Here is a 12355-nt window from a genome sequence, read left to right as displayed (position 1 = left end):
CAAATGGCCTTGCCTCCGCCCAACAAACCCCGCCTCGGCGATGTCCTGGTCGAATCCGGACTGATTTCCGCCGAGCAGTTGCGGCTCTCCCTGGCCCATCAGGAGAAGACCGGGGCCAAGTTGGGCGAGGCGTTGGTCCATCTCGGCTTCGTGACCGAGCAGGCGTTGCAGAATTTTCTGAACCGGCAACGCCAGAAACTGCGCATCGGCGACAAACTCGTCGAGGCCAAGATCATCAGCTCCGAACAACTCCAGGCCGCCCTGGCCGAACAAAAACGCTCCGGAAAAAAACTCGGCCAAAGCCTCGCCCAACTGGGCATCTTAAGCGAACTCCAGTTCGCCGAGTTCCTGGCCAATCAGCTGCACATCCCGTTCGTGGATCTGAAAAAATTCCCGTTCGTCACCGAAGTGGTCCAACTGCTGCCGGAGGCCACCGCGCGTCGTTTCCGCGCCGTGGTGCTCACCCGCGATGCCCAGGGAACCCGGGTGGGCATGGCCGACCCGACGGATATCTTCGTCTTCGACGAACTGACCCGTCTGCTGGGTCAATCCCCGCATCTGGCCCTGGTGAGCGAGAGTCAGCTGCTGCGCGCCCTGGATCTGCTGTATCGCGGCGAAGGAAAAATCCACGAACAGGCCGCCGCCCTGGAAGAGGAGGTCGGACGGAGCGAATTCGACCTCGAGGGGATCGTCCAGGCCGAGATGGCGATCGATGCCCCGGTGGTCAAGATTCTGCAATCGCTCTTCGAAGATGCGATGCGCATGAACGCCTCGGACATCCACATCGAACCCGATGCCGAGGTGTTGCGCATCCGCCAGCGCATCGACGGGGTGTTGCAGGAGCAGATCGTCAACGAAAAACGGATCGCCCCCGCTCTGGTCTCCAAACTCAAGCTGATGGCCGGTCTGGAAATCGCCGAAAAACGCCTTCCCCAGGATGGACGCTTCAACATCTCGGTGAAGGGCAAGAGCGTGGATGTGCGTCTCTCCACGCTGCCGATCCAGGATGGCGAATCGGTGGTGATGCGTCTTCTGGACCAATCCGCGGACAATCTCAATCTGGAGATGGTCGGCATGGAACCGAAAATGCTCGAACGGTTCCGCTATCTGCTCAGCCGGCCCCATGGCCTGATCCTGGTCACCGGACCCACCGGAAGCGGCAAGACCACCACCCTCTACGGCGCGTTGAACGCCTTGAACTCCCCTGGCAAAAAGATCATCACCGTCGAGGATCCGGTGGAGTATCGCCTGCCGCGCATCAATCAGGTGCAGGTGCGCACCCGCATCGGTCTGACCTTCGCCAAGGTGCTGCGCACCGTGCTGCGTCAGGATCCGGATATCGTGCTGGTGGGCGAAATGCGCGATCAGGAGACCGCCGAGATCGCCATTCGCGCCGCCCTGACCGGCCATCTGGTCCTCTCCACGCTGCACACCAACAGCGCGGTCGCCACCGCGATCCGTCTGGTCGAGATGGGGGTGGAGGGGTATGCCGTGGCCTCGGCCTTGAAATGCATCCTGGCGCAACGGCTGGTGCGACGCATCTGTCAGGACTGCGTTGAAAGCGTGGAAGCGGATGCCGGGGAGACGATCCTGCTGCGCGGTCTGCTCGGCGAGCGTGCCAACGGGGCGCGTATCCGTCGTGGCCGGGGATGTCCGCAATGCAACCAGAGCGGTTACCGGGGACGTATCGCGGTGGTGGAGTTGCTGGAGATGCGCGGCAATCTGGCCGAGGCGCTGCGTTCGAACGATACCACCGGCTTCATGCGTCTGGCCGAGGCTCAACCCGGTTTCCAGCCCCTGCACAAAGTGGCCCTGGAGTATGCCCTGCGCGGCATCATCACCCTGGAGGAGGTGATGCGCCTGGTCACCGATGTCGAGGACGAAGAAGATTCCTACGTTGCGGAGTCGGACGGAATGGCGGGCGTGGAGAGTACCCCGGCGGCCCGTACCGACAAGGAGCGCTGATTCTCATGCCCGAATTCCGTTTCGTGGGTCGCATCGAAGGCAAATCCGTGGATGGGGTGATCAACGCCGCCAACCACGAAGCGGTGATCGAACAACTGTTCAACCGCCGCATCGAGCCGTTGGAGATTCATGAGGTCCAAACCTCGAGCGCGTCGCTCGAGTTGGAAATCATGGTGGAGTGGCCCAGCGAGGATGACAAGATCCTTTTCGCCCGGCAGATGTACACCCTGGCCAAATCCGGCGTGTCGCTGGTGCGCTCCTTTCAGGGGTTGGTGGAGAGCACCCACAACAAAAAACTCAAGCAGGCCATGGTCAAGATCATCGAGGAGCTGCAATCCGGCAAGGAGCTTTCCGTGGCCATGAACGAGCACCCGAAAATCTTCGACAAGCTCTTCACCCGCATCATCCGCATGGGCGAGGAGACCGGACGCATGGAGGAGTCGTTTCTCCAGCTCTATCAATACATGGAGGTGGACAAAAACACCCGGCGCATGATCAAGACCGCGTTGCGCTATCCCACCTTCGTGGTCACGGCGATCGTTCTGGCCATGTTCGCGGTCAACTACTACGTGATCCCCAACTTTGCCAGCATGTTCTCCAAGATGGGCGCGGATCTGCCCTTGGCCACCCGGATCCTGCTCGCCACATCCGCCTTCGTGCAACAGTATGCGCTGTGGATTCTCGTGGGGATCGCCTCGTCGGTCTACTCGTTTCTGCTTTACATCAAGACCACGGATGGACGGCTGTGGTGGGACGGGCAGCGCCTGAAACTCCCCATCGTCGGCTCGATCATCAACCGGGCCACCCTGGCCCGTTACGCACGGGCCTTTTCGATGGGCTCCCGCGCCGGATTGCCGGTGATCCAGATCCTGGCCGCGGTCGAGGACGCGGTGGACAACGCCTTCATGGCACAAAGAATCGCCGGCATGCGCGAGGGGATCGAACGGGGCGAGAGCCTGACCCAGGCATCCTACAACAGCGGATTGTTCACGCCCCTGGTGTTGCAGATGGTGTCCGTGGGCGAGGAGACCGGCGGGGTGGGGGAGATGATGACCGAGGTGGCCGACTTCTACGAACGCGAGGTGGAATACGAGGTGAAGGGGTTGAGTTCCGCCATCGAGCCGATCCTGTTGACCGTGATCGGCGCCATGGTGCTGGTTCTGGCGTTGGGCATCTTCATGCCGATGTGGGACATGAGTTCCGCGGCCATGAACAAGGCGCGACACTAGATTTCGATGGGCCTCAGCTCCCTCTTGTTGGCGCTGCTGCTCCTGTTGGCCGGGATCGGCTCCCTGGCCGGGCTGGTGCTGGGCGCCTGGCTGTTCTTGAATCCCGACGCCAACACCACCCTGGAGCGTCCGGCGGCAGAGGCCTTGAAAACGCTCTCCAGACCGGTGCGGATCGAGCGGTTCGTCTATCGCAACCACCGCTGGTTCGGTGCCGGCATCGTGTTGGGTTCGTTCGCCACCCTGGTGGCCATGGGGGCTTACGGACGCCGCTTGGCGCTGCTCGCCGGATCCATCCAGAATTCGGGCGGGTTCCAGGCCTGGTTGTGGGAAAGTCTGTTGCTGTTCGTGGCGTTGGGGAATTTTTTCACCCTGGTCGCCGGGGTGCTGATTCTGATCCGTCCCAGCGGACTCAAGGGGTTTGAGGCTTGGGCCAACCAACCGGTGGATCTGGCCCGTTGGCGCGCCCGTTGGCGCGGGTATTTCCTGAATCTGATGCGGGCCAAACCCCGACTCATGGCCGGTGCGCTGGCCCTTGGGGGTGCGGTGTCGTTGGGGTTGTTGCTGCGGTTCTGGTGGCGCGCCGGGGCTGGTTGAGCGGCAGACGAACGCTTTCGTCGCGGCAGACCGATTATTTCGCCGGTGCCGGAACCACCATCTGCACCGCCGGAACCGGGGGAACGTACTGCACCGGCAGGGGGTAGAGACGCAGGATTCCCAGCGCGGCCAGAAACATCGCGCCGAGTTTGATCACCATGCGCAGTTCTTGTTGCTTCATCTCCTGGCGCAGCGACCCTTCCAGGTTGACGATATCCTTGCGCAACGTCGCCTCGGTGTTGACGATGCGCATTTCCAATTCCTTGATTTTGTACTCCAGTTCCTGGCGGGTGGCCAAGCCGTCGAACCGTCCCTTGATCTGTTGTTCGTTGCGATCGGCGATGGTTTCCAGCCGGTCTTCGGTCTGACGATCCCGTTTGGCGGCCAATTCGTCGATGCGGGCATCGACCTGTTGGTCCAGGCGGCTGATCACCGTGGTCAACAGGCGGACATGTCCCTTGGCCTGCTCCTCGGGAACCCCGCAGGTTTTGAGTTGCTCGATGAACTCCAGGGTATCGAAAGCGATGGCGTGGGCGTTGGACATGAACGTCTCCTTCATTCAGGTGGCCGTGTGGTCAGACTAACAGATCCCCAGTTCGATTTCCAGCATTCTGGGAGCACCCCTGAATGGAAAAATCTGCAAAATTGACACATTTCACAAAAGCCTATGCATTTTGTCACAAGAAATGCTATGCTGGTGAACGAACGTTATTTCAGTCTGTTTTCGGTATCAGGGGGTCTCCATGGGTCATGTCTCGAACCTTCAGGGAGCAGCGCGTCGGGCGAGCGGCTTCACCCTGATCGAGATGATTATCGTTCTTGTCCTGATCGGCATCCTCGCGGCCATGATCGCGCCAGAACTGGTCGATCTCAACCAGGAAGCCGAAAAGGCCTCCGCGGACGGGGTGTATGCGGCGGCGCAATCGGCCACGGGCATCAATTTCGCGGCGGTGCGCGCGGGTCGGACGGGGGCCGCGCGGATCATCGACGGGGCCACCCTGATCCAGGCCATGGAGAGCCGGCCACTGGGTTGGAACGATTCTGGCAATACCCTGAGTTTCCAGGGAAAATCCGGTATGCTCTATGCCATCGCCGTGACCGGCGGCGAGAGCGAAACCAACAAGGCCACACTCTCAAAAAACTGGTGAAAATCCCGCAATGGGTGTATCTTTGTTCACAATCGGTTTCCTGCATGAAAAGTCCAACCATTCCGCCGCGGCGGGGTGGATTTTTGAAGCAGGAGACCTCATCGGGCTTTTGGGTTGCGACCCGGGCCAAACCTCAGCAAGAAAAAACAAGGAGTACCCAACCATGAACACCCTCCAACAACACACCGAAGAACAACAACCAGAAGAGGTCCGTCCACGGCGAATCCGTCAGGCGGGCTTCACCCTGATCGAGTTGATCATGGTGATCGTCATTCTGGGCATTCTGGCGGCGGTGGCCGTGCCCAAGTTCACGGATCTCAGCACCGAGGCCGAGGCGGCGGCGGCCAATGGCGTGTTGTCGGCGATCAACTCCGCGACCGCCACCAACTTCGCGGCGGTCAAGGCCGGCAAGGCGGATGCGGTCGCCATCACCAGCGGTCCAACACTGCTCGCAACTCTTGACGGTGGACTTCCCGCCGGATGGACCCAGAACGGATTGGTCCTCTCCCACACCGGCAAGGATGGCAAAACCTACACCATCACCGTCTCTGCGGAGACCGCGACCGGACGGGCGACGGCGGCCTTGACCGTGCAATAACCTGCCGGATGGACGAGGGTGAACGGTCGGCGCACGTTTGGTTCGAAAGGAGATGCACACATGTCCGAGGACCGATCACCCTTGTCGAGGTTCAGCCCGCTCCGTGGTCCGGGCAACCGGCCTGATCGGCAAGCAACCGCCATGCCGTGGCACCCCCGTCGGGGGGTCCACGGCATGGATCGGCAGCGCGGGATCACCCTGATCGAACTGATCATCGTGATGGTCATCATGGGGATTCTGGCCATCGTCACGGGCGCGAAGTGGCAGGGCGACCTGACCTTGAGGTCCAAGGCGGACCTGTTGATGAACGACATCCGCCGCGCCCAGGCCGAGTCCATGACGAGTCTGAAGAACCTCACCTACACCATCCAGAACGTCGGATCCGACTCCTATCGGATCGAGGATAATCTGGGGGTTCTCCTGGATGGACCAGCGACGAAACTGGATCGGGTGACCATCCAACCTTTCCGCATCTCCTTCAACGGTCGGGGCGCACCCGTGGCCAACAACGCGGAGGTGACCTTCAACCAGGATGTACGTTTGAGCATGGATGGAGAGGAAGTGACCATCCGCGTCATCGGCTACACCGGTGCCGTCATTCGGTTGTGATGATCGTGGCAAAGGAGCGATCGACCATGCGCGGACCTCGAAAATCAGCCGGTTTCACTTTGTTCGAGCTGATCCTGTTCATCGTGATCACCGGAATCACCGCAACAGGGCTCATTCCGCTCTACAACAACGTGCTCTCCAACCTGCATGTCATGAATGAAGGGATGCAGGCGAGTTACCTGGGCTGGGAGATGGTTGAAACCTTGAAGTCGGTCAATGGCTACCAACCTCCAGTTGGCTTTGGCAATCTCATCGAAGCCAATTTCCCGCCGGAGTATGGGATCGATGTCGGCGGACAGTTGCGCTTCGATCGCTTCGTGCAGATCGAGGGCATGATTCCAGGACAAATGCCAACGCCTTGCACCGGTCAGGAGTACAATGGCGAAGCATTCAAATGCATCACGGTAAGTGTCAGGAAAACGGGTACGAGTGACAATTTGTTCTCGTACACCATTTACAGTTCAGATCTTTAAGATCCTGAACAGACTGGCACGATGCGGGATTCCTTCATCACCCAGGCGTGAAACTCCCGCAAGGCGTTTCACGGAAACAGGAGTTCCAGCGATGTCGAATCATGACGGCAAACTCGGCAGAAGGTGCCAACGATCAACAGGGTTCACCCTGATCGAAATGGTCATCACGATCGTGATCTTGAGCATCGTGACCGGGACGAGTCTTGTTGCCTTGACTTCTGCCTTCAATGCCATGGCGACCGCGCAAGCCATCGCTCCGCTGTCGCTTGGCGGACAGATCGTGATGGAACGCATCCTCAAGGAGTTGCGAAACACCCAATGCAACCAGGTCACCCGACTGGACAATGGCAAGGCGTTGCAATTGATCGACAACAACGGTCGCACGGTCAAGTTCCATCAGATCAATACGACCACCCCTTCCATCTACATGACCTACAACAACGACAACGTGAATTGGCTGCTGGGCGCGAATGTCCAGGCAGACAGTCTGCGTTTTGTCGTGCCTACCTGTGACGGCACGGGACAACCCGCGCCGCAAAAACCCGGCCTGGTGACCGTCTCCTTCACGGTGTTTCAACGCTTTCCGGATAATGAGACGGTCACTCTACCTTTTCGAAGTTCAGTTTATGTAAGGAGTTCCTGATCATGAACGCGCACGCGGGACAAAGGGGTGCGCTTGTTGTCATTGCCATGGTGATGTTGGCGGGCGTGGCCGCCGTGGGTGCTTCCCTGTCCAAGATGCAGGTGAGCGGCACGGAGGTCGCGGCAAAGTATACCAGTGGCAACAAGTCGTTCAACATCGCCGAATCTGCCTTGCAGATCGGTCTCAAGCAGTTCAAGGATGCGGAGTGCGACCCCGGTCAGGTGGCCGGGGCCGTGCCGGAAGGAGACGATGGTTCCACGGTGATCACGCAAACCCTGGGCGAAGGCAAGAGTTTCAAATTGATCTTCTGTCCCATGGACGGCACCTGTTTCGATGATGACATGATGCCAACGGACGAGGATGTCACCCAGGCCGAGAACGAAAAAGACGATCCGGAAGGGACCCATCACCCCTATTGGCACAAATACAAGGGCAAGTATTTTCTGAAGTACTGGTATTTAAAATCCCACATGGGCCATAAATACCGCCATCACCACTGGCTCCATGCGGACAAGCGGGAGCACTGGCGAAAGGTGCAGTGGCATCGCAAGCACTGTCACGGCCCGCTGCATCGTCATCACAACAACTGGGATTCCAGGTGCATGACGGGTGGAGAGTACAGCGCCGAAGAGGATTCGGCCAACTACTGGATGGTGACCGCCCAGGACACCTCGACGGGCGAAAAATCGCGCACCCTCACCCAGGTGGTGACCTGCGAATCGGGGCCCGAGAACACCGGCAACCTGTTCAAAGGGGATAACTACAACGACTGGGATCGCAAGTATATGATCGATTCCCAGGCCAATGGGATCGTGACCTTTGGCACCAATTCGAGCGGTTGGAATCCCAACACACAGATCGAGAAGTTGGCCAACCGAACATTGACCCTGCCGAACACCAACGGACAACCGGTGTGGTTCCATGCCACCTTCAACCTGCCGGTCTATTCGGACAGCAGGTTCAGCCTGGTTATCGGCGTGGACGAAGGGTATTATCGCACCCGTCAAATCTACTGCGGGGACAACAGCGAAGGTTCAAGCCAGGTGGAGTTGAACAACACGAACAACACCATCATTTGCCGGCACTATGTGAACAACAACTGGACATCCACCTCCACCTCCATGAAATGCAACGGCACCGTGGATTCGGATTGCAAGTTGTCCGAGGGCAAGCTGCATTTCAAGCTGGGAACGTTCGATACCGCCCAGATCTACAGGATGGTGGTGAACGGCAAGCGGTTCAAACTGGTGGATGCCTATCTGGGCGTCGAGGATGGTGGCACCGCGGCGACCGCCAAGCCGGAGATGAAGGTCGGCAAGTGGGTGGAGAACCTGTAGGCAGTCTGGTTGACCCTGGAGCGTTCGTTTGAGGGTTTCAGGGGGATGACAAGCAAAAAAACGTGGCATCCCAACGGGGGGCGAAGCACCACGGCTTCGGCCCCCGTTTCTGTTTTGAGCGCCGGGTTGGCCTGATCATCACCAACGCGCCTGACACCAAGACGGCGCGCGGCGTTTTTTTTTCGCAAAAGGCGCGAAAAAACGCTTTCGTCAAGAGCGCGCCAAAGGCAAAATCAAAGGAAAAATCCTGGAAACGCCGTTTCCAAATCTCTGCCGGGGACCTTCGGTCCCCGGACCTCTGCGACAGTTTACGGCACCATGCCAACTTTGGAATGAACCACCATGACCACGCCTTCACCCTCTTCTCCACCCCATCCCATCCCCAACAGCCACCGCTATTTCGAAAACCGTTCGTGCGAGTATTTTCCCTGCCACGACCTGCCCGAAGGCAAACATTTGAACTGCCTCTTCTGCTTCTGTCCGCTCTACACCTTCGAAAACTGTCCCGGAACCCCCATCTGGCTCGAGTCCGGCATCAAGGATTGCTCGCACTGCACCACCACCGCCACCGAAGACGCCTACGAGGTGGTCATGGATTTCATCTTCTCCCGGCCAGGCGAATACCTTTGACCAACGCGTAAATCGCCGGAATCACCACCAGCGTCAGAATGGTCGAAGAAACCATGCCGCCCACCATCGGGGCGGCAATGCGCCGCATCACCTCCGAACCGGTGCCGCTGCTCCACAAAATCGGCACCAAACCCGCCATGATCGCCACCACGGTCATCATCTTCGGTCGCACCCGCTCCACCGCACCTTCCATGATCGCGGCATAAAGATCGTCCCGCGTCACCGGAACGCCTTCCTTGATCCGCTCGGCGCGGATCGCCTCCCAGGCATGCTCCAGATAGATCAACATCACCACCCCGGTCTCCGCCGCCACTCCGGCGAGCGCGATGAACCCCACCGCCACCGCCACGCTCCAGTTGAACCCCAGCGCATCCATCAGCCAGATGCCGCCCACCAGCGAGAACGGCAACGACAGCATCACGATCAGCGTTTCGGCGATCTTGCCGAAGTTGATGTACAACAAGACAAAGATAATGAAAATGGTGAGTGGCACCACGATCCGCAACCGCTCCTTGGCCCGCTCCATGTACTCGAACTGGCCGCTCCACTGCAAGAAAGTGCCCGGCGGAAGCTGCACCGCCTCCCGCACCGCCTTTTGCGCATCGGCCACATAGCCGCCGATGTCCCGCTCGCGAATGTCGATGTAGATGTAGACCGCCGGCAGGGCGTTCTCGGTACGGATGGTGGCCGGTCCTTTCTCCAGACGTATGGCGGCCAACTGTCCCAACGGCACCGAGGCGCCGTTTTCCGCCCGCAACAACACCCTCTGGGCTATGGCGTTCGGATCGGAACGAAAATCGCGCGGATAGCGCACGTTGACCGTAAACCGTTCGCGACCCTCCACCGTGGTGGTGACCGCCTCGCCGCCCAACGCGGTGAGGATGGTTTCTTGCAAATCGCCGATGGTCAGACCATAGCGGGAGATGGCGTCCCGATCCGGATCGATGGTCAGATAATAGCCGCCGATCACCCGTTCGGCATAGGCGCTGGTGGTGCCCGGCACCTCACGCACCACCGCTTCGATCTGCTGGGCGATCGGTTCGATCTCTTCCAGGCTCTTGCCGAACACCTTGATGCCGATCGGGGTGCGGATGCCGGTGGAGAGCATGTCGATGCGCGCTTTCAACGGTTGGGTCCAGGCGTTGCTGATGCCGGGCATGCGCAACGCCTCGTCCATCTCCTGGATCAATTTGTCCAGGGTCATGCCCGATCGCCATTCGGACTCGGGTTTCAGGGTGATCACGGTTTCGAACATTTCGGTGGGGGCCGGATCCGTGGCCGTGGCCGCGCGTCCCGCCTTGCCGAGCACCGAGGCGACCTCCGGAAACCCTTTGATGATCTTGTCCTGGGTTTGGATCAGCTCTTCGGCCTTGGTCATCGACAGGCCGGGCAGGGTGGTGGGCATGTAGAGGATCGAGCCTTCGTTCAAGGCCGGCATGAACTCCGCGCCGATTCGTTTGGCCGGTTCCACGGTGGCCACCAGGGTGACCACGGCCATGAGGATAAAGGTGAGTTTGAAACGCAGCACCAGGCGGATCACCGGGCGATAGAGCCAGATCATCAGGCGGTTCAGGGGATTTTTTTGTTCCGGCATGATCTTGCCGCGCACGAACAGCAGCATCAGCACCGGCACCAGGGTCACGGAAAGGAACGCCGCTCCGGCCATGGCGAATGTCTTGGTGTAGGCGAGGGGTTTGAACAGTCTTCCTTCCTGATCTTCCAGGGTGAAGACCGGCAGGAACGACACGGTGATCACCAGCAGGCTAAAGAACAACGCCGGCCCCACCTCGACCGCGGCTTTCATCAGCACCTCGGCGCGCGGGGTGTCGGGCGGGGCGCGTTCCAGGTGTTTGTGGGCGTTTTCGATCATCACGATGGCGGCATCGACCATGGCGCCCACGGCGATGGCGATGCCGCCCAGACTCATGATGTTGGAGGTCATGCCCAACGCGTTCATGAGCAGGACGGCGATCAGCACCCCGACCGGCAGCATGAGAATGGCCACCAAGGCGCTCGGAATGTGCAACAGAAAGATCACGCACACCGCAGCCACGATCAGGCTCTCTTCGATCAGGGTGATTTTGAGGGTTTCCACGGCCCGCAAAATCAGCTCCGACCGGTCATACACCGCCTCGATGCGCACATCTTCCCCGAGGCTTCCGGCCATTTCGGCGATCTTGGCCTTGGCGTTGCGGATCACCGCCAGGGCGTTTTGTCCGAAGCGTTGCATGACGATGCCGCTCACCGCCTCGCCTTCGCCATTGAGTTCCGCCAGTCCGCGTCGTTCGTCGGGTCCGAGTTCCACGCGGGCCACGTCGCGCAGGCGTATGGGGGTGCCGCGTTCCTCTTTCAAGACGATTTTTTCGATATCCTCGATGCCGCGCAGATACCCCTTGCCGCGCACGATGTATTCGGTTTCGGCCATCTCCACCACCCGTCCGCCGACATCGCGGTTGCTCATGGCGATGGCGCGGGTGACGGTGGAGAGGGGGATCTTGAACCCTTCCAACAGTTGTGGATCCACGATCACCTGGTACTGTTGCACGTAGCCGCCGACGCTGGCCACTTCGGCCACCCCTTCGGCCTTGGCGAGATGATAGCGCAGATACCAGTCTTGCAGGGTACGGAGTTCGGCCAGGGATTTCTCCTTGGCCAGCACCACGTATTGATAGACCCAGCCGACGCCGGTGGCGTCCGGTCCCAAGGTGGGGGTGACGCCGGTGGGCAGGCGGCGTGCGGCGAAGTTGAGGTATTCGAGCACGCGACTGCGTGCCCAATAGATATCGGTGCCGTCTTCGAAGATCACATAAACGAACGAGGTCCCGAAGAACGAAAATCCGCGCACCAGTTTGGAGCGTGGCACCGAGAGCATGGCGGTGGTCAGGGGGTAGGTGACCTGATCTTCGACCACTTGCGGGGCCTGGCCGGGGTAGTCGGTATAGAGGATCACCTGCACGTCCGAGAGATCGGGGATGGCGTCGAGCGGGGTGCGGGTGAGGGCGGTGATGCCGGCGGCGGTCACGAACAGGGTGGCGAGCAGGACCAGGAGGAGGTTGCGGCCAGACCAGTGGATGAGTGCGGCGATCATGCGGGCCTCGGGGTGGTGAGGGTGGAAAGGGTTCGGTAAAC

The 12355-nt window shown here is 59.9% G+C and carries 12 protein-coding genes; 10 read left to right on the top strand and 2 right to left on the bottom strand.

Annotation, left to right across the window (positions count from 1 at the left end; all coding sequences use genetic code 11):
* Positions 1–3 precede the first annotated feature (3 nt).
* Genes ACV4UY_RS02700 through ACV4UY_RS02690 form a run of 3 tightly spaced genes read left to right on the top strand, consistent with a single transcriptional unit; the run spans position 4 to position 3788 of the window.
* Positions 4–1965 (top strand): GspE/PulE family protein, encoded by a 1962-nt coding sequence (locus ACV4UY_RS02700; RefSeq protein WP_491606121.1) that lies wholly within the window; start codon positions 4–6, stop codon positions 1963–1965.
* Positions 1966–1970: 5 nt separating this feature from the next.
* A complete protein-coding gene (locus ACV4UY_RS02695; protein ID WP_491606120.1) occupies positions 1971–3194 on the top strand; it encodes a type II secretion system F family protein in 1224 nt (407 codons plus the stop codon).
* Between the two features lie 6 nt (positions 3195–3200).
* The gene (locus tag ACV4UY_RS02690) at positions 3201–3788 is read left to right on the top strand and encodes a hypothetical protein (RefSeq protein WP_491606119.1); all 588 of its coding nucleotides are present in this window, start codon (positions 3201–3203) and stop codon (positions 3786–3788) included.
* A gap of 34 nt (positions 3789–3822) precedes the next feature.
* On the opposite strand, the gene ACV4UY_RS02685 is transcribed toward ACV4UY_RS02690, so the two are convergent.
* On the bottom strand, positions 3823–4332 hold the full coding sequence (locus tag ACV4UY_RS02685; RefSeq protein ID WP_491606118.1) for a CCDC90 family protein: 510 nt from the start codon (positions 4330–4332) through the stop codon (positions 3823–3825).
* Between the two features lie 199 nt (positions 4333–4531).
* Between ACV4UY_RS02685 and ACV4UY_RS02680 the strand changes: the two genes are divergently transcribed.
* The 7 genes from ACV4UY_RS02680 (at position 4532) to ACV4UY_RS02650 (ending at position 9226) form a co-directional block, all read left to right on the top strand.
* Positions 4532–4936: a type II secretion system protein gene (locus ACV4UY_RS02680; protein ID WP_491606117.1), complete on the top strand. Its 405-nt coding sequence runs from the start codon at positions 4532–4534 to the stop codon at positions 4934–4936.
* A 163-nt stretch (positions 4937–5099) separates the two neighbouring features.
* Positions 5100–5534, top strand: a complete 435-nt coding sequence (locus ACV4UY_RS02675) for a prepilin-type N-terminal cleavage/methylation domain-containing protein (protein WP_491606116.1) — start codon at positions 5100–5102, stop codon at positions 5532–5534.
* A 141-nt stretch (positions 5535–5675) separates the two neighbouring features.
* On the top strand, positions 5676–6143 hold the full coding sequence (locus ACV4UY_RS02670) for a prepilin-type N-terminal cleavage/methylation domain-containing protein (RefSeq protein WP_491606115.1): 468 nt from the start codon (positions 5676–5678) through the stop codon (positions 6141–6143).
* Between the two features lie 26 nt (positions 6144–6169).
* Positions 6170–6616: a type II secretion system protein gene (locus ACV4UY_RS02665; protein ID WP_491606114.1), complete on the top strand. Its 447-nt coding sequence runs from the start codon at positions 6170–6172 to the stop codon at positions 6614–6616.
* Positions 6617–6707: 91 nt separating this feature from the next.
* On the top strand, positions 6708–7259 hold the full coding sequence (locus ACV4UY_RS02660) for a prepilin-type N-terminal cleavage/methylation domain-containing protein (protein WP_491606113.1): 552 nt from the start codon (positions 6708–6710) through the stop codon (positions 7257–7259).
* 2 nt (positions 7260–7261) lie between these two features.
* Positions 7262–8596, top strand: a complete 1335-nt coding sequence (locus tag ACV4UY_RS02655; protein WP_491606112.1) for a hypothetical protein — start codon at positions 7262–7264, stop codon at positions 8594–8596.
* 342 nt (positions 8597–8938) lie between these two features.
* Positions 8939–9226: a cysteine-rich small domain-containing protein gene (locus ACV4UY_RS02650; protein WP_491606111.1), complete on the top strand. Its 288-nt coding sequence runs from the start codon at positions 8939–8941 to the stop codon at positions 9224–9226.
* On the opposite strand, the gene ACV4UY_RS02645 is transcribed toward ACV4UY_RS02650, so the two are convergent.
* Complete coding sequence (locus ACV4UY_RS02645; protein WP_491606110.1) at positions 9195–12314, bottom strand: efflux RND transporter permease subunit; 3120 nt, start codon at positions 12312–12314, stop codon at positions 9195–9197. The two genes, ACV4UY_RS02650 and ACV4UY_RS02645, sit on opposite strands and share 32 nt — an antisense overlap.
* Positions 12315–12355 lie beyond the last annotated feature (41 nt).

The sequence above is a fragment of the Candidatus Magnetaquiglobus sp. genome, assembly GCF_058402785.1.
Note: the sequence above shows the minus strand (reverse complement) of the source record. Positions and strands in the feature narration are given on the sequence as shown.